We start from the raw sequence: 19,331 nt of genomic DNA, 5'->3' as shown, positions 1-19,331 counted from the left end.
TAGGTGTCCCGAGCCGCAAGGCTCCTAAAGACCCCTCGTAGACCACGAGGTTGATAGGCCGGGTGTGGAAGCGGAGTAATTCGCGGAGCTAACCGGTACTAATCGGTCGTGCGGCTTGACCATACCTTTGAGGCAAACGTCGAGAGGCGTGCCCAGAGCTCGGATGACGAGCCGGCGCGCGCGAACGCAGCAACGAGACGCTCTACATTCCGTTGTCCGGAGCCTTCAGGCCCGCGTGAGGTTTTCTCACGCGGGCCTTTTTCGTTCCATCTCCCCTCCCCCGGCCTCAGGCCCCCGCGGTCGCTTCGTGCTCCAGGAGCCCGGCGAGCAACGTCCGGTGACATCGATCCGGATCGACGCACGACGACGAGCAAAGCAAGGTCATCCGCTCGCCGAGGCGGAGCCGCTCGGCGAGCGAGCGGATGAGGTCGCGCTCGGCCTTCATCTCGGTCCGGTACTGCCGCGCAAAATCTTTCCACGGGAGCGGCGGTCCGCTCTTGCCCTGAAACGCAGCGAGCAGCTCGCGGCTCGGGGCCAGGTTCTTCGCCCAGAGATCCCAGGTCTCGTCCTCCTTGCGCACGCCACGCGGGCGAAAGCGGCACACGAGGACACGCAACCCGTCGTCCGGCGCGACGGGCTCGTTCCAGCGCTTCGTCTTCAGGGGCAGGCGCACGGCCCAGCGGCCGAGCGCCTCAGAACCCGCCGTCCTCGCCGCTCGACGCGCCATGGCCGTTCGGGCCGGACCCCGCCGGGGCCGACGACCGACCTCCCTGGTGTGTGCCGCCGGGATTCTCGCCGGTCTCGTCCCGGCGCGCGCTCTCTTCGGAGGAAATTCCGCCGTGCTGGGACTCGGCCGAGCGCCGCGAGGCCTTCTCGGCGCCGTGCGCGGGCTCGGTCCGGCCGGGATCTGTGGGACGTTTGTTCATGCGACGTCTGTGGGGCGTGACCTCCGCGTCGCCAGTGTGTCGGCCGCGGATCCACGCCCCCATCCAGACGTCAGGCGACGGAGAGCTTGACCTCGATGTTGCCGCGCGTGGCCTTGGAATACGGGCACACCTGGTGCGCCGCGTGCATCAGCGCCTCGGCCTGCTCGCGCGGGAGGTTCGGGATGTGGCCGATGAGCTCCACGGCGAGGCCGAAGCCGCCGCTCGCATCCTGGCCGAGCGAGACCTTCGCCTCGATCTGCACGGGCCCGGTCTGCACCTTCTGCATGCGGGCGACGAGCGCGAGCGCGCCGCCGAAGCACGCCGAGTAGCCCATCGAGAAGAGCTGCTCGGGGTTCGTCCCGTCCCCGCCTGGACCGCCCACGCTCTTCGGCAGGCTGAGCTGGAGGTCGAACTTGCCGTCCTCCGTCTTGACGTGCCCCTCGCGCCCGTTCGTCGCCGTCGCCCCTGTCGTGTACAAAATCTTCATGCCTCACTCCTCTCCAACGTGGATGCGGGATTCCTTTTCGGCTGCGGGGCCGCGGCTGCAATCGAAATCCGCGTGGATCCCGTGCTCCCGCGGAGCGTCCGCCGCACCACGCGGGCGCGCGGCAGACCGTCCGCAGGCCACGAACCCGAGAGATGCCGCGTTTGCAGGCGGCCTCGGGCTGGCATTGGTCCTGCTTGGGCGGCCCTCATGCTTCGACGGACCTCGGCTTGGGTCGCGCTCGCCTTGCTCTCCGCTTGCTCGGGGGGCGGGACGGGTGGCCTCCCCTCCCCGTCTGCCACGCCCTCGGCTCCACCCAACGCCGCGGCCGCGGCGCCCGCGACGATCGACATCGCCCAGCGCGTCGACGCCCTGCTCGACGCCGAATGGAAAGCCGCGGGCGTATCTCCGGCCAAACCCGCGACGGACGCCCAGTTCCTTCGCCGCGCGTGGCTCGATCTCGTGGGCACGTTGCCGCCGCCCGAGGTCGTCACGAGCTTCCTCGCCGATCCCGCGACGGACAAACGCGCGCGGGCCGTCGACGCGCTGCTCGCGAGCCCACATTTCGCCGAGCGCTGGGCCGCGTACTGGGAAGACGTCCTCCTCCGTGACGACGCGAAGGGAAACCTCGTCGACCGCGCCGCGTTCCGGGCCTGGCTGCGGGCGCGGTTCGCCGCGAACACGCCCTGGGATCACGTCGTGCGCGAGCTCGTCGGCGCGACCGGGAAAAGCAGCCCCGGCGGCCCCGCCCGCGAGCGCCGCATGGCTGCGCAAAACGCGGCCACCGAGGCCGAAATCGAGGGCGTGAACGGCGCGACGAACTGGCTCGTGCAGTACCGCGGCGGCGTCGAGGACCTGGCGGGCGCGACCGCGCGCACGTTCCTCGGCGTGCAGATCCAGTGCGCGCAATGCCACGACCACAAGACCGAGAAATGGACGACCACGGACTTCCGCCGTTTCGCCGCGGCCTTCGCGCGGACCCGCGTCAAACCCGTCGACGAAAAGGAAAAGGGCATGGCCCGCACCTTCGAGGTCGAGGACGGCAAGCGCGGGCGGCCTGGGAAAAACGCGACGGACGAGGCGCGCGAGATCGCCACCCTCGCCCCGGCCGCGCTCGACGGGACCACGCTCGAGGGCGAGGCGCCGCGGGCCGAGCTCGCCGCGTGGATCACCTCCACGACGAACCCCTGGTTTGGCCAGGCGCTCGTCAATCGTGTATGGGGGATGTTGTTCGGGCATGGGTTCGTCGAGCCCGTGGACGATTTGCGCCCCTCGAACCCGCCCCGCGCAAAGGCCGTGCTCGACGCGCTCACCGCTGATTTCGTGGAGCACGGCTACGATCTCAAGCGGCTCTTGCGGACCGTTTGCGCCACGCGCGCCTACGGGCTCGCCGCAGGACCGCCCGCGGCGGAGGCGACCTTTGCGGCGTTCGCCCCGCGGCGTTTGCCGGCGCCTGTGCTGCTCGACGCGGTCCTCACGGCGACGCGCCTCGATCCGTGGATCGAGGACACGCTCGGCGAGCGGGCCGACGCGCTGCGGGCGAAGATGCGCGAGCGCTTCCGGTTCGTGTTCGACGTCGACGAGGGCGGCGCGCGCGCGGAGTTCGACGGGACGATCCCGCAGGCGCTCTTGCTCCTGAACGGCCCGCTCGTCGGATATGGGTCGACCGCGCTCTCGGGCGGCGCGCTCGCGGACGTGCTCGGGATGCCCGGCGGCGACGCGGCGAAGATCGAGGCGCTTTACCTGCGCACGCTCTCGCGCAGGCCCACGGCGGAAGAGATTTCCCGTTGGGTCCACTTCCTCGACGAGGCCGCGGCGTCCCCCGAAGAACCCGCCGCGCCGCCGAGCGGACCGAATCCGCTCGGGAAAATCGGCAAGAAACGAGGCTGGGTCGCGAAGACGCCGCGCGACCGGGCCTATGAGGACCTGTTCTGGGCGCTGCTTGATTCGAGCGAATTTGCTTTCCAGCACTGAAACCGGAGGACGCCATGGAGACCCAAGACACACCCGTGACGATCGATCGCCGGCGCCTCCTGCAGGCAGGGCTCGGAGGGCTCGGCGCGTGGCTCGCTGGACGGTGGATCGCGGCGCCCGAGGCGCGCGCGGACGAGGCGAACGTGGCCCCGACAAAACCCCGCGCGGACGCCTGCATCGTGCTCTGGATGAACGGCGGGCCGAGCCACGTGGACACGTTCGACCCGAAGCCGGGCACGAAAGAAGCCGGGCCGTTCCGCGCCATCAAGACCCGCGCGAAGGGCGTGTCGATCTGCGAGCATTTGCCCCGCGTCGCCGCCGAGGCGCAAAGGCTCGCGATCCTGCGCGGCATGACGAGCCGCGAAGGCAGCCACGAGCGCGCGCGGCAGCTCGGCCATACCGGGCACATTCCCAATCCGACCGTCGATCACCCGGCCCTCGGCGCGTGGGTGAGCGCGCGGCGCGGCGATCCCAAGGCGGAGCTGCCCGCGTTCGTGAGCCTCGGCGGGCCGAGCGCGGGCGGCGGGTTTTTCGGGCGCGCGCATGGTCCGTTCGTGGTGCGCGAGCCGGGGCGGCCGCCCGAGGACATGGCGTACGGGCCGGGCGTCTCGGCCGCGCGGTTCGATCGGCGGCGCGCGGCGCTCGCGATGCTGGAGGACGCATTCGAACAAGAGACGCAGAGCGCCGCGGTGGCCGAGCGGCGCGCCGTGTTCGCGCAAGCCGCGCGGATGATGCGCTCGCCGGCCGCGGCCGCGTTCGACGTGTCGAGCGAGCCCGCGGCCGTGCGTGAGGCCTACGGCGACACGGCGTTCGGGCGCGGCTGCCTCGCGGCGCGGCGGCTCGTCGAGGCGGGCGTGCCGTTCGTCGAGGTCTCGCTCGACGGCTGGGACACGCACGAGGACAACTTCGAGCGCACGAAGCGGCTGATGGGCGTGCTCGATCCCGCCATGAGCGCGCTGCTCCGCGACCTCGCCGAGCGTGGCAAGCTCGATCGCACGCTCGTCGTGTGGATGGGTGAGTTCGGACGGACGCCGCGCCTCAATGGGCGGGGCGGGCGGGATCACCACCCCGCCGCGTGGAGCGCCGTGCTCGCGGGCGGCGGCGTACGCGGCGGGATCACGCTCGGCGCGACCGACGCGCAAGGCGAAAAGGTCGTCGAGCGGCCGGTGCCCGTGGCCGACCTGTTTGCCACGATCACCTCGGCGATGGGACTCGATCCGTCAGAGACGGTCCCGTCCCCGGGCGGCCGCCCGATCACCCTTACAGACGGCGGGCAGGTGGTGCGCGAAATCTTGCTGTAGACGGCGATCGGGGTTTGTCCTCGGGCGGAAAGCCTGTTAAACACGGCCGAGATGGCTGACCTTTCGACTCCGAGGAAGCACGCCGCCGGCTTCGACGTCACGCAGGCGACGGCGCAACAGCTCGAGGAACATCGCGCCGCGCTCACCGGGCATTGCTACCGCATGCTCGGGTCGGTCTCGGAGGCCGAGGACGCGGTGCAAGAGGTGATGCTGCGCGCCTGGCGGAGTCTTTCCCAGTTCGACGGCCGTTCGTCCTTGCGCACCTGGCTCTATCGTATCGCCACGAACGTCTGCCTCGACGCGCTCGCCGATCGCTCACGCCGCATCCGCCCGATGGAGTGTGGCCCCGTCGGCACGGTCGACGACACCCTCAGCACCCTGCCCACGTCGAGCTGGGTCGAGCCCATCCCCGACGCGCGGGCCTTGCCCGACGACGCGACCCCGGCCGAGCTCGTCTCGATGCGCCAAAGCATCCGCCTCGCGTTCGTCGCCGCGCTCCAGCACCTCCCGCCGAAGCAGCGCGCGATCCTGCTCCTTACCGAGGTCCTCGGCTGGGCGGCCGCGGAGGTCGCCGAGAGCCTCGGCACCTCGGTCGCCGCGGTGAACAGCGCCTTGCAGCGCGCCCGCGCCACGCTCCAGGCCCGCGACCTCAGCGAGCCCCCGGCCCCGCTCGCCGACGTGCAGTCGACGATGCTCGACCGCTACGTCGACGCGTTCGAGCGGTACGACATGGACGCCTTCGCCGCGCTCCTGCACGAGGACGCGACGCTCTCGATGCCGCCGTACTCGCTCTGGCTGAAGGGGCATGCTTCCATCCTGGCCTGGCTCGTCGGTCGGGGCGCGGGGTGCCGCGGCTCGCGGCTCGTGCCGACGGCGGCGTGTGGCTCGCCGGCGTTCGGGCAGTACCGTCCCCCGCACGCGCCGGGCGAGCCCTACAAGGCGTGGGCGCTCATCGTGCTGGAGGTCTCGGGCGACCGGATCACCGCGATGAACTCCTTCCTCGACACGGCGGCGCTTTTCCCGCGGTTCGGCCTGCCGCTGGAGCTCGCGCCGTAGCCGGCCCGGCCGGGTCGAAATTTTTTTCTCGTGGACCGATGAGTTCGGCCCCCCCGCGGGGTCCATACGCCAAACCCACAGGCATGGAGGCACCTATGATCACGACCCGTTCCCGCAAGCTCTTCGTCAACCTCGCCGTCAAGGACCTGAAGCGCTCGGTCGAGTTCTTCACGAAGCTCGGCTTCACGTTCAACCCGCAGTTCACCGACGAAACCGCGACGTGTATGATCGTGAGCGAGGAAGCGTACTTCATGCTCCTCGTCGAGTCGAAGTTCAAGGATTTCACGAAGAAGCAGATCAGCGACAAGATCACGGACACCGAGGCCTTCTATTGCCTCTCGTGTGAGAGCCGCGAGGAGGTCGACCAGATGGTGAAGACCGCGGTGGAGAATGGCGGGTCACAGGCGATGCCCGCCATGGATCTCGGCTTCATGTACAGCGGGAGCTTCTACGACATCGACGGCCACCATTGGGAAGTCATGTGGATGGATCCCGCCGCGGTCCAGAAGTGATCTCGTCGCGGGCTCAAGGGCAGACCGAGCCACCCGCCGTGCAGAAATAGGTCATCTTGACGGCCTCGGCGGGGCTGCAATCCCCCCCGTCGAGGACCAGATCGAAGAGCTGCAAGCCCGCCTGGTTGCAGGCGTCGTGCGCCGCTTGCTTGAAGAAGTCCCGCGATTGGCAGGTGATCCCGTCGCCGATCGAGTCGCTCGCGCAGATGGCCGGGGGCTCGGGCGGCGGCGGCTCGTTCGGCGGCGGCGGATCGACCGGCGGCGTGGGCGGCACCGGGCAACATTCGTAATGGGCTTGTGTGGTCTGCCAGCCGCAATCGCCGCCCTGGTACTCGAAGACCGTGAAGACGAAACCGCTCTCCTGGCAGATCGCAAAAGCCTGATCCTTCAAGACCCCTGGATCCTCGCAGGTCGCGCTCTCCACGGTGCCCTGCAAGCAGCCGGACGGCAGCGTAGGGGCCTCGGGGCTCTCCTCGCTCACCTTCCCGTCGCCATTCTCTTTCCCGTCTCCTTCGAGCGCGCCCTGCCCCATCTCCTGCCCGCTGCCCTGCTGCACATCCGCCGTGCAGGCGACGAAACCGGACGCCAAAAAGGCGACCACGAGCGACCGCAATCCATTCGACAAACGCATGGGTACCTCCGCGCGCCCCGCAGCGGGGCGCCGTCGTGACAACCGCTCTTCTTCAATCGCGAGGCGGCCTCGCGTTTCCTCTTTTTTTACGTCAAGGCCCGCAACACGAAAAACCGACCTTCGACGCCTGGCCGGCCGGACAATCCCCCGCGATCTGAAGATCCGCGAGGGAGAGGCCGAGCTCCTTGCAGGCTGCGTAGGCCATGTCCTTGAGCAAACCGTTGTCGAGGCACGTCACGCCGTCGCCGAGGGCGCCGCTTTGGCAGACGAGCGGCGGGGGTTCGGACGGCGGGGGTTGCGGCGGCGGCGGATCAACGATCGGCGGGCAACACGTGTAACTCGCCTGCCGCGTCATCCCTCCGCAATCGCCGGCCGTGTACTGAAAATCCACCATCTGCTGCCCCGCGAGCTGACAGGCCTGGGAGGCCATGTCCTTGAGCAGGCTCGGATCCTGGCACGTGGCGCCGTCGCCCACGGTATCGGTCGTGCATACGTCGACCTCCGGATCGGGCTCGGCGCATTCGTGCTCGGCGCTCCGGAAGAGGCCGTCGCCGCACGGATCGAGGTAGGTGATCTCGGCGAGGACGAGGCCATTTTCGTCGCAATCGAGTTCGGCGCGCCCCTTCCAGGTCTCGGGCGTTGCGCAGGAGGCCTGCGGACCAGGCGGATCGACGACGGGCCCCGGGGGCTTCGGCGTGCTCGTCGTCGGGCCACGCACGCCGCCGGTCGCGCCGTACATGGGCGCGCGGGATTCACCGGAGAGGGCTTGCGTCGGCGACCAGAACACGAACCCCTCGGCGTCGTCCGTGTCCCCGGCCTCGCCGGGCGTATGCATGCGCGACCGAGGACCCGGGGGCACGTCGGGCCTCGGGCCGCGCCGAGGATGCTCGAGCGGACCCCGCTCGGGATCCGCGTCGGAGGGCGAAGACGGATCCTGCGCGCGCCACGAAGGCGACGGCGCGACCGGCCGGGCATCGGGAGCGCTTGGAGCGGGGGCCCGCCGCGGGCCAACCACGCGTGGGTTCGTCTCCGGCGCGTGATCGGCGGCCGGGGCCGCGTCCGGATCGGCCGCGAATTCAGTTTGGTTCGGCGCGACGAGCCCGGAGCGGACGGGCGGCGTGTCGTCGTCGAGCGACAGGAAAAGCACGGCGGCGCAGGTCAAAACGAGGGCCAGAGGACGCCCCAGCCCGCGGAGCGACGAAGACCACGCCACGCGCGGCGGTTTTCCGGCGAGCCCCCGCAGGCGCGCGCCGAGCCGCGCTTCGAGCGTCGGATCCGGCGCGACCTCGGCGTACAGCTCGTCGGCCGCGCGCAGCCGCGCGAGCAGATCGTTCGGCGCGGGTGTGGTCATGGTGAAACCCCCCAGCCGTCCTTCTTCAGCCTCTCGACGGCGCGCTGGATCAATTTGCAGACGTATCCCTTCGAATGCCCCAGGATCTCGCCGATCTCCTCCTGCTCCTTGCCGTCGAGCCAATACATCGAAAATGCGACCTGCTCCTTCACGGGCAGCGCGTCGAGCGCCTCGATCGCGCGGCGTAAATCCTCGCGGGCCATCACCAGCGTGTCGGGCTGCTGCGGCTCGGGCTGGTGCTCGCCGAAGAGCCAGCGGATCGGCGCGAGCGCGCGGAATCGATCCCGGCGCATGCGGCTCAAGCAGCGGTTCGTGGTGGCGCGATACAGCCAGCCCGCGAGGTCGTCGTGGTCGTCGAGCGCCGGCAGCGCCTTCATCAGGTCGAGGAAGACCTCCTGCGTGATGTCCTCGGCCCAGGCGACGTTTCCCTTGCCGTAGCGGAGCGCGAGCCGATACACGAGCCCGTGGTGCTTGCGGTAGAGGGCCTCGACCGCGCTCGGCGTGGCCGTCCGGGTCGGCTCCGCGGCGCGCGCTTGGGGGGCCTCGCCCGGGGGCGGACGGTCCTCCACGAGCCTCTTTCGCGCGAGGGGCGCGAGGAGGCCTTCGACGTCCGGGGGGGCGAGGTTCGGGCTCGGCACGAAAGAGCTTTCTTCGCTCCCATCATGCGCGAGGGGCCGGCCGGTTTCCTCGGCCGCGCGTTTTTTGATGGGGGCGGTCGTGGGCTCGTGCTGGCGCGGGGCATGCTCGAAGGGGGGCGCGTGGTCCGCGGGCGCGGACCGGGGAGGCTCGCCGTGATGGAAGAACGAATCGATATCCTTTCGCCCTCGTTTCGAGCGAATCCGTATCCTCATTACGCCGCGATGCGGACGTCCTCCCCCGTGTGCCAGGTCGATCCCGACGGCATGTGGGCGGTGAGCCGCTGGGACGATGTCCTCTTCGTCCTGAAGAACCCGGCGCTCTTCTCCTCGCGGGGCTTCAAGGCGGTCATGGAGCCCCCGTGGATCGGGTACAACCCGCTCGTTCATTCGATGCTCGCGCTCGATCCGCCGGCGCACACGCGGCTCCGCGGCCTCGTCACCCGGGCGTTCGGCGGGGGCACGACGCGCCGCCTCGCCCCGAAGGTCGAGCGCCTCGCGGAGGAGCTCGCGGGGAAGCTCGTGGGCGAGGTCGATTTCGTCGAGGCCTTCGCGACCCCACTGCCGGCGTTCGTGATCGGCGAGATCCTCGGCCTCGACCCCTCGCTGCACGTGTTTTTCAAGCGCTGGGCCGACGACATCACCTCGATCGCACCCGAGCCCGAGAGCGCCGCGCACGTCGCGCAGGTGCAGACCGCGATCGCCGAGCTTTCGGGGTACCTGCGCGAGGTCGTGGCCGCGCGGCGGCGGGCGCCGGCGGACGACACGGTGAGCGATCTGATCCACGCCGAAGTGGACGGCCATTCTCTCACGGAAGACGAGATCCTTGATTTCCTGGTGCTGCTCCTGCTCGCCGGGCTGGAGACCACGACGCACCTGCTCGGCAACACGATGATCCTCCTCGCGGCGCAGCCGGCGATTTGGGATCGGCTCCGCGGAGATCCCGCGCTCGCCGCTCCGTTCGTCGAGGAAATGCTCCGGTATGACGGGCCGAGCCACGCGCTGCCGCGGATCACGACGGCGGAGGTGACAATCGCGGGGGTGACGATCCCGGTGGGATCACTGGTGCTCGCGCTCGTGGCGTCGGCCAACCGGGACGAGCGTCGGCATGCGGATCCGGACCGGTTCGACATCGATCGCAATGCACAGGGCCATCTCCAGTTCGGGCACGGGATCCATACCTGCGTCGGCGCGCTCCTCGCGCGGATGGAGGTGCGGATCGCGCTGGAGGTCCTCACGCGGCGGTTTCGGCGGGTGGAGCTCGGCGCGGGCGAGATCCGGTACAACCGGACGATCGCGATTCGCGGGCCGGTGGTGCTCCCCGTTCGGTTCTCGTGAACACGCGCGGCACGCGGGCCGGCGCGACGTCGACCGCGCGGGAACGTTTTTTGAAATGGCGCTCGGACCATGACCGCACACGCCGAGGCCCCTGCCGCGCTCCCCTTCCCGCTCGAACGTTCGGACGAGATCGGCTGGGCGGACGAGCTGCTTCTCCGGCTCGTCTCGACCACGATTCGCCGCCACAACGAGGCCGCGGACGAGGCGGGCCCTGCTGCGGCGACGGGCTTGACCGAAGCGGGGCGCGGCAAGGCGATCCTTCGGGGCGGCGCGATGTTCTCCGCGCTCGCCGGCGCCGGCGCAGGCCTCGTCTCCACGGGCGGCGCCTTGTTCACGGCCGGCACGCAAGGGGTCGGGGCGCTCGTCGCCCTCCCGGCGACCGCGCTCGGCGCTGCGCTCGACGCCGCGCTCCGCCTCGTCACGCAAACGTACACGGGCTGCCGCCTCGCGGGCTGCGTCGGCGTGCGCTTTGATCCGGACGACCCGGCCGACGTATGGGCGCTCTTCAAGCTCGTGCAGGGCGCCGAGCACGCCCCGGAGGAGCACGAGCACCCGGGCGCCGCGCTCGCGCGCCTCGCGCGCACCGACCTCGAAGGCGCCACGCAGGGCCTCGCCGCGCGCCTCTTCGGCGGAAGCCTCGCCCGCAGCTTCGTCCCGTTCGTCGGCATCGTCGCCTCGTCCGTCACGAATTACCTGGCCACGCGCAGGCTCGGCCAGACCGTCCTCCGGTACGTGCGGTATCGCGCCGCCTTCGACCGTGTCCTCTCCGACGAGCGCCTTTTGCCTGTGAAGGATCGGCTCTTCGAAGGCCTGTGGTTCCTCTTCGAGGCCGACGGATGGCTGCGGCCGGAGGAGACGGCGCTCCTGTTCACGTTCTTGCGCGGCTGCGAGACCGACATCTCGATCGGCCTCGACGAGCGGCTCGCGGATCCGATCGGCTGGTGCTCGCGGCTCGGCGACGTCCCTGCCCCGGCGCGGGCGCCTTTTTATCATGCGCTCGAGATTGGCGCGACCGTCGACGAGCGCGCCTCGCTCCGGGAGCGCAAGCTCCTCGCGCGCGCGGCCGAGGCGCTCTCCGTCCGTTTCGACGAGGCGCGCCTCGAACGGATGATCCGCCAGATGCACACGCGCGGGATGTTGTCGCCCGAGCTCTCCGCGGAGGGGCTCACGCAATGGGAAGCGCGCGGTCGCAAGGCGGCTTAGGGGTTTCTCCAAGAAGGTCGACCGCCACCGCGAGCCATTCCGCCCGCCGCCTGTCAACCAACCATGGAGACGACCCGCAGCTCGTCCTCGCGACCGTGCGCGCGCAGGTCCCGGAACGCCGTCGCGCGGCTCTCGCCGAGATACGCGCGCACCGACGCGACGAAGGTCACGGGGACACGCACCTCCGGCGCGAGCACCTCGATCTCGAATCGGCGCTTGCCCTGCGTGCGGTCGATCGGCGCGTTCACGATCTCGCCCTCTTGAAGGCCGTCGATCTCGAAGTCGCCGTGGCCCCGCGCCCGGAGCGCGTCCTCGGGGAAAGGCATTCGCCCGTCGCCGAAGAGCGCTGCGTCGCGGCTCCCGACGTTACATTGCAAGACGAGCTGCATGTCGTCCCAGAGATCGACCATCAAATCGCCGTACGGGATCCAGCAGATCCGTCGCTCGTTCTCCTCGAAATCGTAGTCCGGGCCGAGGGAACGAAAAAGGGCCGACCGCGCGCGACTCTCGGGGGGGCCCGGCTGGAACGGGAAGATGGCGGAGGGGCCCCAAAAGAGCCGCGCCCGGGGGGAGCGGCCGCGCAGCCAGGTGAACTCCCCGAGGGGCTCGGACCGGTAGGGTGAACAGGGAAACCCCTCCGGCACGGTCCAATCGCCGGAGCGACGGGTCTCGACGTGGAAATAGTAATCGAGGCTCATCGGGGACGCCGGCCCCTATTCGACGAACGGGAGAACCACGATGGCGCGGCCTGTCGGAGGCGGGAATCGCATCGGCTCGAACACACGAACGAGGCAATGGACGAGCTCCGGGCTCGCGGCGCTGAGCGCGGAGTACGCAATCGGGCCGACCAGCTCGACATGTCCATCCGTGGCGATGTGGAGCTTGAGCTCCAGCTTCCCTGTCTTGCGCTCGGAGGCGCGCTGCTTCTCTTGAGCGTGACAGACGTTGACGGCGGGCGTGAGCTCTTTCAACGTGGCCACGAGTGCCTCCCCCCATTCCGGCGACTGGTCGCGCGACCCGTCGTCGACGCAGCGCGCCTGCGCGCTTCGATAGACGAGTTCGCGCTGGCGCGCCGCGACGTCGGCCGCGCGATCGAAGGGGGCGAGGTCCGGCTCGCCCCGGTGCACGAGCCCGAAGATGTGCGCCGTCGTGAGCAGCAGATAGGCCGTCGCGAGCCGGAAGTCGTTTGCCTCGGTCGCGAGCGTGGGATCTTGGAGCGTGTCGGCGAGGTGCTCGCTGGTGTCGCAGGATCGCTCCAGCCGGTGCATCAGCGCCTCCACGCGCGGCATGGGCGTCGTCGAGCGAATCTCGACGGCCGGCACGTCACGCATTTCGGCGTCGAGCACCGCCTGGAGGCGGGCGCATTCCCCCGCGCGGTCTGCCGCGACCGAGGGAGCCGGGGGCACCTCCGAGGCGCGGGGAGCCGCGGGCGAGACCGGGGGCGCGCCGCAGGCCGCCACGAGGGGCGCTGCAAGCGTCGCCATCACGAGCGCATGGGCAGGACGAAACATACGAGGAGGATACGGACGCTCAGGACCCGAGTGGCAAGATCTTGGCCTGACACGTATGGTCGACGCATTCGGCGACCGCGTCGCCGCATCCGCGGCGGGTGCACGCGACACCCGCGCAGCCTTGCGGGCGGTGCGCGTCGGCGTGCGCCTTGTTGAACGCCTCAACCTTTCCGCCGTTGCAGTGGTCGCAGCACGCGGTCTCGACGACGACGCAGTCGGCGTCCGACTGACACGTGGTGTCCGCCGAGGCGGCGCTCGGCACTTCGTCGCCAGGCGACGCGCCGGCGCACGCGAGCGCGGCGAGCGTCCACAAGGAGAAACCCAACGTCCCGAGCACGCGTCTGTTCATGCAGCATCTCCTCGCCGAGGGGGAGCCAAGCGTCTGCACCGGAACGTACGAGATCCCCGCCCCTTCCACCAGGGTCTAGCCCGTTTCCGCTCCCTCCGGAGCGCCGCCAGGCTGGCGCGCTTGTTGCCGATCCCCGGGCCATGGCACCCTCCCCGCGAGCGTTCCCATGACGCGCCCCTTTCCACCTGAGGTCGTCGCCTCGTGATCCCGAAGGCGTCCGTCGATTCGACGCTGCGGGCCATGGGACGGGCGCTCTTGCATCGCAATTACCGGCTCTTTTTCTTCGGGCAGGGCGTCTCGCTCATCGGGACGTGGCTCACGCGCGTCGCCACGAGCTGGCTCGTGTATCGGCTGACGGACTCTCCGCTGATGCTCGGGCTCGTCGGCTTTGCCGGGCAAATCCCGACGTTCGTCCTCGCCCCGTTCGGAGGCGTGCTCGTCGACCGCTGGGACCGCCACCGCATGCTCGTCGTCACGCAGGTGCTCGCGATGGTGCAATCGGCGCTCCTCGCGTTTTTTTCGCTCACCCACACGATCACGGTCGCGCACGTGCTCGTGCTCTCGGTGTTCCAGGGGTTCATCAACGCGTTCGACACGCCGGCGCGGCAGGCGTTCGTCGTCGAGATGGTGGAGGAACGGGCAGATCTCCCGAATGCGATCGCCTTGAACTCCTCCATGGTCAACGCCGCGCGGCTGCTCGGCCCGTCCGTGGCGGGCGTGCTCATCGCGGCGGTCGGCGAAGGAATGTGTTTTTTGATCGACGCCGTCAGTTACCTGGCCGTCATCGCCTCGCTCCTCATGATGCGCCTCACGCCCGCGGCGACGACATCGGCGCACAGCCGCATCCTCGCGGAGCTGCGCGACGGCTTCCGGTATGCGGCCTCGTTCGCGCCCATTCGAGCCATTCTGCTGCTGCTCGCGCTCGTGAGCTTGACGGGCGTGCCGTACACGGTGCTCATGCCCGTCTTCGCCGCGCGGGTCGTCGGCGGCGGTCCGCATTCCCTTGGCCTCCTCATGGGCGCCTCGGGCGTCGGCGCGGTCGCGGGGGCGCTCCTCCTGGCGTCGCGCCGCAGCGTGCTCGGCCTCGGGCGGACGGTGGTCATCGCCGGCGGGCTCTTCGGCGCGGGGCTCATCGCCTTCTCGTTCTCGAGGTGGCTGCCGCTCTCCATGGTGATGATGGTGCTCGTCGGCGGCGGCATGATGGTGCAGATGGCGGCGAGCAATACGCTGCTGCAAACGCTCGTCGACGAGGACAAACGCGGCCGCGTGATGAGCTTTTACACGATGGCGTTCTTCGGCATGGTCCCGTTCGGGAGCCTCGCGGCGGGCTGGCTCGGGGCGCGTTTCGGCGCGCCGATGACGGTGCGGCTCGGCGGCGTGGTGACGCTCATCGGCGTGGCGGTCTTCTTGCAGAAGCTGCCCGCGCTGCGACGCGCGGTGAGGCCGATCTACGTCCGGCTCGGGATCCTGCCGGAAATCGCCGCTGGTCTCCGAGAGACGACGAACAAGCAGGGATAGGATTTGAGCGGTTTCGGGGGCCGGCATCCGCGTAAGGTCACCTCCCCCGTCCGGTCGCGCCGTCTCACACCACGGTCACCTCGCCTTTCCGGTCGGGTTCCGGGCTCTACACGACGGGGGTCCGCTCCTCCTCGTCTCCTGCCGGCACCTCCCACAGGTGTAACCCGCCCGGCGCGTCCTCCTCCGCGGGATCCACACACGTGTAGACCGGTGATCCCGGTCGGGAGACGCCGATCTACACAGCGGTAAGTCCGCTTCGCCGACCGGGTTTTTGATCTCACGCAGCAGTGACCGGCCGTCCCCGGTCTCCTGCCGGCACCTGGCACAAAGGTGACCCGGGGTGTTTGCTCTCTCCGGCCGAAGCGCGCCGGTTCCGGCCTTCGCTCAGGGCACGCAGAGCTGCGCTTGTGCCATGCAGGCGTTGCAAGCGCCGCCGGGGCACGGGTGGACCTCGACGGCCACGCACGTCCCGCCGTTGCAGTCCGCGTCCGTGGCGCAGTCGTCCACTGGATAACAGCCCTGCGGGAAACCCCCCTGCGGCTTGACGCCGCACACGGCGAAGTCCATCCAGCGACACCCCTGCGCGTTCCCGCATTCGCTCATGTCGAGGGTGGCGCAGGCCGAGCTCGGCGTGCACGACGTGGGGCTCGTGACCCATACGTCGTTCTCGCAGACGATCTGGACCGGGCAGCCGCTCGCGTCGAGGTACGCGCATGGGTTCTGCAAGCAGCATCCGCTGCACGGGGTCCCCTCGACGGGCAGGGTGTCCGGGCAGGTCATCGGGCAGGCGTAGTCGCTGACGTACCACGTCTCGCCGTTGCACGACGCTTCGATGAAGCTGTCCCCGCAGAGCGGATTGAAGTACTGGCACCCTGTGTAGTTGACCTCGCACGCGCTCCCGTGCACGGGCACCTCCTCGGGGCAGGGCTCCGTGCAGTCGCACCCGCACCCGGCAGGGTCGTAGATGTCGTACCTCCAGGACCCGTTATCGCACACCAACTGGGTGCCATAGCCGCAAGCGTCGAGCTTGCCGCACACCTCCCCCTCGACCAGGCAGGGGCCACTCGGCCACGAGCCGTCGTCCGGACAACTCGACGCGCATTGCGCGGGGTCCTGGCACCCGCCTGTGCCACCCATGCCTCCGCCGCCGGGGTTTTCCTCCCCCGGGCCGCCCGTCGTCATCGCGCCCTTGCAGGCCGGGGCAAGGGCCACGAGGAAGAGGGCTGCGAGCAATCCGATGCGCTTCGTCTGGTTCATGGTCCCAAGCTCCAAGGCGCAGCCCGGCACAGGATGGCGCGGGATCACGCCGCCGGGGTGCATGCCGGATGCCCTCTGCAATGTCGGGGCCGTCCCTCGAAGCGGGTCGCGCTCAGCGGCGCGGAGCGTAGGTCCGCGTCATTCGCCCCAGAGCGCCCTGCATTCGCTCATGATGGCCTCGTCCACGGGCACGTTCGGCACGTTCGGGAGCTCTTTCGCGGGGGTCGACTTGAAATCGAAGACGTCCCACGGCGCGAGCGCATTGGCGTCACGATGGGTGAGCGCCGGGATCTGGAAGCGCGCCTCGATGAACCGAACGACCGAGGTGTGATCGTAAACGTCGTGGCTCACGTAGCCCTTCTTCGCATAGGGCGAGACGACGAAGAACGGGACACGGACGCCGTACGATTCGAAGACGGCGCGATCGGTGTCGTCGAGCTCGCGATCGTCGGGGGCGCAGGCCTTCGGCGGCGGCACGTGGTCGTACAGCCCTCCGTGCTCGTCGTAGTTGATGAACATCGCCGAGCGGCTCCAATGCGGGCTCGCCACGAGCGCGGCGATCGCCTCGGCGAGCCAGTTCTGCCCGAGCGTCGCCGGCGTCGGGGGGTGCTCGTCGGTGTGGTCCATCTGCCCGCTGCTCGTGCCGTCGGGATCGATGAACGCGACCTGCGGGAGCTTGCCCTCCGCCGCGTCCGTGAAGAACTGGCTCATCGGCACGAAGCGATTCTCCTCCTGCCTCAGCTCGAGATACCGCTCGATGAACATGGCGAACGTGGGCGTGTTCTCGTAATAGAAGCGCCACGAGATCTTCCGCTTGTTCAGGGAATCGACCAGCGTCGACGTCACGCCCTGCGGGAAATCGTTCGACTTGAGGCCGAACGAGGTCGCGGCGTGCATGAACATCCGATTGGGCCAGGTCGCCGTGGGCGCCGACGCGAAGTACCGATCGCCGATCGAGAAGTTTTTCGCGAGCCAGTACACGAGGGGGAGATCGGCCTCGGTGTAATACCCCATCGCGCGTCGGCCGAGCAGCATGCTGAGATCGCCGTTCATGGGGAGCTCGTGCGCGCCCTCGTTCGTGGTGACGAAGCCGCTCATCGCGCCGCCGGCGATCTGCTGCTTGATGGCGCCCCAGCTATGCGCGGTGTCGACGAAGCAGTGCTGTTCGAGCGGGAACGGCGCGATCGGGTTGCCGTCGGGATCGAGGTTCGTGAAGCCCTCGGGCGCGACGTCGGCGTCGATCCCCACGTCGCCGATCTTCTGCAGGTAGTGATCGAAGGAGCGGTTTTCCATCATCGCGACGACGATGTGATCGATCGGGATCTCCGCGCCGACCGGGTGGCTCTCCCCCTGCGTCTCGGCCGGCAGCGCGCCCGCGCGATAGGCGCAGCTCTCGCGCGCCGTCGCGGCTTCCTCATCCGCAGGCTCGACGACGTCGCGATTCCACTCGGCCGGGCCAGGCAGCTCCGGGGCCGCCGTCGGCGGCGGCGAAGACGGTGAGGTGCACGCGGGAATGCACGAAACGAGCACCAAGGCGAAGAGCGGCCGGGGGATGCGCATGCGGCGGAGTATCGCCCATGTGCGGGACGAAATCCATAGAACGGGAGCAGCGGCGGGAACGTTCCGTTACCTATCACGGCGACGGTGCAGACCCCTACGCGCGGATTTATTTGTAGAGACCACTTCTTTGACACAGAGGTGTGTCCGCGGGCGGGCTCTGCGACAGCTCGGCACGCGCTTCGCGCCACGGGAGGTCGTGACCCATCGAGAAGTTGGCGCTTGACTTTTTGAGGCCTTGTGGTGCGCACCTGCGGAGATTCATCGATAGCATGGATCGCTGCGCCTTCGTCCAGCCACTATCAAAGTCGTTTGTCAACATAATAGTTTTATGCGACCAGGGCCGAGATTTGCTCGACAGTGCCGAGGCCGACTGTTATGTGTAGAACGGACGGCGCCATTCCTTCCGTCGATGGACGGGGGCACAGGGCGTCCCCTTCTCGGCTGTATCAGTCGCAGCTCCAGAAGTGTCCAAAATTCGACGGAAGAGCAGGAGGCCGTATGGCTTTTGCCCTCATCAACGCGAGAGGCACGACGAGCCCCGAGCCAGCGCAGCGCATCGACGATGCTGGCCGGAGGATCGTGTCCACACGGTCGTTCACGTCGGCGGCTTCCAAGGCATTCGCTCCGCTGAGCTGCGAGGACGCGCAGCGTGCTTATCTCGAAGAGATCGAGCTGCGGCTCGGGCGCGGGTTCGTCGCCGCAGGGCTCGTGCGGGAGATGATCGAGTATCAGCTCATGACCGGCGGCAAGCGGGTGCGGGCGCTCTTGCCGGTATGGATCTGCGTGAATATGGGGGGGCGGGCCGAGGCGGCGCTGGACCTGGGGGTCGGCCTGGAGCTGCTCCACAATGCCACCCTCATTCACGACGATCTGCAAGACGGCGACGCCTACCGGCGTGGCCGGCCCGCGATCTGGCGCCGGTGGGGGAAGGCGCAGGCGATCAACGCGGGCGATGCGCTTTTTTTCGAGGCCTTCCGCTGCTTCGCGCGTGCCCCGGCAGGGCCGCGGCTGCTCGAGACGATGACCGCGGCGATGGTGCGCCTCGCCGAGGGGCAGAGCATGGAGTTTCAACTCCAGCTCGCGCAGGATCACCCGCACGCGCTGCCGCCCACGTTGCGGACCTGGGAGGAAGTGGCGCGGCGCAAGACGGGCATGCTCTTCGCGGCGTGCCTGCGCGCGGGCGCGGCGGCGGCGGAGCAGGACGAGCCCACCGTGCAGGCCGCGGGCGACTATGGCGAGGCGCTCGGGCTTCTTTTCCAGCTCCAGGACGATTACCTCGACCTGATCGGCGACAAGGGGCGACACGGCCGCGGCAGCGACCTCGTCGAGGGCAAGCTGTCGTTCCCGGTGCTGTGGGCGTACGAGCATGGAGCCGCGGAGGCCGTGGCGCCCCTTCGAGCGCTGTTCGCGCTTCCACGAGAGGAGCGGACCGCGGCGCGGGTGAGCGAGGCCATCGCGGCGCTTCAATGGTCCGGCGCGCTCGCGGCGACAGCGGCCTGGCTCGGCGCCGCGGCCGAGGCCGCGCAGGCGCACATGTTTTCGGCGGTCATCCCCGGCTGGATCGACCGGTGCCTCGCGCCTGTGGCACATGCGATGCCGCCCGCCGGGGCGTCGGCGCCGACGGACGTCGGAGCCGCAGCATGGTTTGCCCCGAGGAGCGGAGATCAGGCCATTGCCGACGTGGTTCCTTGACCCGATCATGAATCGTTGAACGGAAGGTAGGGC

General features: G+C 69.4%; 19 protein-coding genes and 1 rRNA gene. 9 read left to right on the top strand and 11 right to left on the bottom strand.

Going from position 1 to position 19,331, the window contains the following annotated elements:
- Positions 1–123 (top strand): 23S ribosomal RNA (locus tag QHF89_RS29660); the annotation flags it as partial.
- A 163-nt stretch (positions 124–286) separates the two neighbouring features.
- Here the strand turns inward: QHF89_RS29660 and QHF89_RS29655 are convergent.
- The 3 genes from QHF89_RS29655 to QHF89_RS29645 all read right to left on the bottom strand — a co-directional run bounded on the left by QHF89_RS29655 (position 287) and on the right by QHF89_RS29645 (position 1,413).
- Positions 287–727 carry a DUF488 domain-containing protein gene (locus QHF89_RS29655; protein ID WP_136970091.1) on the bottom strand — a complete coding sequence of 147 codons (441 nt, stop codon included), beginning with the start codon at positions 725–727 and terminating at the stop codon, positions 287–289.
- Positions 693–926: a hypothetical protein gene (locus QHF89_RS29650; RefSeq protein ID WP_136970090.1), complete on the bottom strand. Its 234-nt coding sequence runs from the start codon at positions 924–926 to the stop codon at positions 693–695. The genes QHF89_RS29655 and QHF89_RS29650 overlap by 35 nt, the downstream gene beginning before the upstream one ends.
- 70 nt (positions 927–996) lie before the next feature.
- Positions 997–1,413, bottom strand: a complete 417-nt coding sequence (locus QHF89_RS29645; RefSeq protein ID WP_136936390.1) for an organic hydroperoxide resistance protein — start codon at positions 1,411–1,413, stop codon at positions 997–999.
- 207 nt (positions 1,414–1,620) lie between these two features.
- Between QHF89_RS29645 and QHF89_RS29640 the strand changes: the two genes are divergently transcribed.
- From QHF89_RS29640 to QHF89_RS29625, 4 genes are all read left to right on the top strand, one after another.
- Positions 1,621–3,384: a DUF1549 domain-containing protein gene (locus QHF89_RS29640; protein ID WP_136970089.1), complete on the top strand. Its 1,764-nt coding sequence runs from the start codon at positions 1,621–1,623 to the stop codon at positions 3,382–3,384.
- Positions 3,385–3,398: 14 nt separating this feature from the next.
- Entirely contained in the window at positions 3,399–4,685 is a 1,287-nt protein-coding gene (locus QHF89_RS29635; protein WP_136970088.1) for a DUF1501 domain-containing protein, read from the top strand.
- A gap of 51 nt (positions 4,686–4,736) precedes the next feature.
- Complete coding sequence (locus QHF89_RS29630; RefSeq protein ID WP_136970087.1) at positions 4,737–5,741, top strand: sigma-70 family RNA polymerase sigma factor; 1,005 nt, start codon at positions 4,737–4,739, stop codon at positions 5,739–5,741.
- A gap of 95 nt (positions 5,742–5,836) precedes the next feature.
- Positions 5,837–6,253 carry a VOC family protein gene (locus QHF89_RS29625; protein ID WP_136970086.1) on the top strand — a complete coding sequence of 139 codons (417 nt, stop codon included), beginning with the start codon at positions 5,837–5,839 and terminating at the stop codon, positions 6,251–6,253.
- Between the two features lie 13 nt (positions 6,254–6,266).
- Here the strand turns inward: QHF89_RS29625 and QHF89_RS29620 are convergent, their stop codons facing one another.
- From QHF89_RS29620 to QHF89_RS29610, 3 genes are all read right to left on the bottom strand, one after another.
- Complete coding sequence (locus QHF89_RS29620) at positions 6,267–6,884, bottom strand: hypothetical protein (protein ID WP_136970085.1); 618 nt, start codon at positions 6,882–6,884, stop codon at positions 6,267–6,269.
- A gap of 91 nt (positions 6,885–6,975) precedes the next feature.
- Complete coding sequence (locus tag QHF89_RS29615) at positions 6,976–8,235, bottom strand: hypothetical protein (protein ID WP_136970084.1); 1,260 nt, start codon at positions 8,233–8,235, stop codon at positions 6,976–6,978.
- Positions 8,232–8,873, bottom strand: coding sequence for an RNA polymerase sigma factor (locus QHF89_RS29610; protein ID WP_284721085.1), 642 nt, complete (start codon positions 8,871–8,873; stop codon positions 8,232–8,234). Before QHF89_RS29610 ends, QHF89_RS29615 begins: the two co-directional genes overlap by 4 nt.
- A 24-nt stretch (positions 8,874–8,897) precedes the next feature.
- Between QHF89_RS29610 and QHF89_RS29605 the strand changes: the two genes are divergently transcribed.
- Positions 8,898–10,208 carry a cytochrome P450 gene (locus tag QHF89_RS29605; RefSeq protein ID WP_284721084.1) on the top strand — a complete coding sequence of 437 codons (1,311 nt, stop codon included), beginning with the start codon at positions 8,898–8,900 and terminating at the stop codon, positions 10,206–10,208.
- Positions 10,209–10,277: 69 nt separating this feature from the next.
- The gene (locus QHF89_RS29600) at positions 10,278–11,411 is read left to right on the top strand and encodes a hypothetical protein (protein WP_136970081.1); all 1,134 of its coding nucleotides are present in this window, start codon (positions 10,278–10,280) and stop codon (positions 11,409–11,411) included.
- Positions 11,412–11,464: 53 nt separating this feature from the next.
- Here the strand turns inward: QHF89_RS29600 and QHF89_RS29595 are convergent, their stop codons facing one another.
- Genes QHF89_RS29595 through QHF89_RS29585 form a run of 3 tightly spaced genes read right to left on the bottom strand, consistent with a single transcriptional unit; the run spans position 11,465 to position 13,271 of the window.
- On the bottom strand, positions 11,465–12,109 hold the full coding sequence (locus tag QHF89_RS29595; RefSeq protein ID WP_136970080.1) for a hypothetical protein: 645 nt from the start codon (positions 12,107–12,109) through the stop codon (positions 11,465–11,467).
- A 15-nt stretch (positions 12,110–12,124) separates the two neighbouring features.
- Entirely contained in the window at positions 12,125–12,922 is a 798-nt protein-coding gene (locus QHF89_RS29590; RefSeq protein ID WP_136970079.1) for a hypothetical protein, read from the bottom strand.
- Between the two features lie 19 nt (positions 12,923–12,941).
- Positions 12,942–13,271 (bottom strand): hypothetical protein, encoded by a 330-nt coding sequence (locus tag QHF89_RS29585; protein WP_136970078.1) that lies wholly within the window; start codon positions 13,269–13,271, stop codon positions 12,942–12,944.
- Positions 13,272–13,511: 240 nt separating this feature from the next.
- Here QHF89_RS29585 and QHF89_RS29580 point away from each other — a divergent pair, with 240 nt between their 5' ends.
- Entirely contained in the window at positions 13,512–14,789 is a 1,278-nt protein-coding gene (locus tag QHF89_RS29580) for an MFS transporter (protein WP_136970098.1), read from the top strand.
- A gap of 384 nt (positions 14,790–15,173) precedes the next feature.
- Here the strand turns inward: QHF89_RS29580 and QHF89_RS29575 are convergent, their stop codons facing one another.
- Positions 15,174–16,046 (bottom strand): hypothetical protein, encoded by an 873-nt coding sequence (locus QHF89_RS29575; RefSeq protein WP_136970077.1) that lies wholly within the window; start codon positions 16,044–16,046, stop codon positions 15,174–15,176.
- A gap of 138 nt (positions 16,047–16,184) precedes the next feature.
- On the bottom strand, positions 16,185–17,606 hold the full coding sequence (locus QHF89_RS29570) for a phospholipase C (protein WP_136970076.1): 1,422 nt from the start codon (positions 17,604–17,606) through the stop codon (positions 16,185–16,187).
- Between the two features lie 498 nt (positions 17,607–18,104).
- Here QHF89_RS29570 and QHF89_RS29565 point away from each other — a divergent pair, with 498 nt between their 5' ends.
- Complete coding sequence (locus tag QHF89_RS29565) at positions 18,105–19,298, top strand: polyprenyl synthetase family protein (protein WP_284721082.1); 1,194 nt, start codon at positions 18,105–18,107, stop codon at positions 19,296–19,298.
- The last annotated feature ends 33 nt before the right edge of the window (positions 19,299–19,331 follow it).

Source organism: Polyangium sorediatum (assembly GCF_029946465.1).
In the GTDB taxonomy this organism is placed as follows: Bacteria; Myxococcota_A; Polyangia; order Polyangiales; family Polyangiaceae; genus Polyangium; species Polyangium fumosum.
This window is presented reverse-complemented; position numbering and strand designations above follow the sequence as displayed.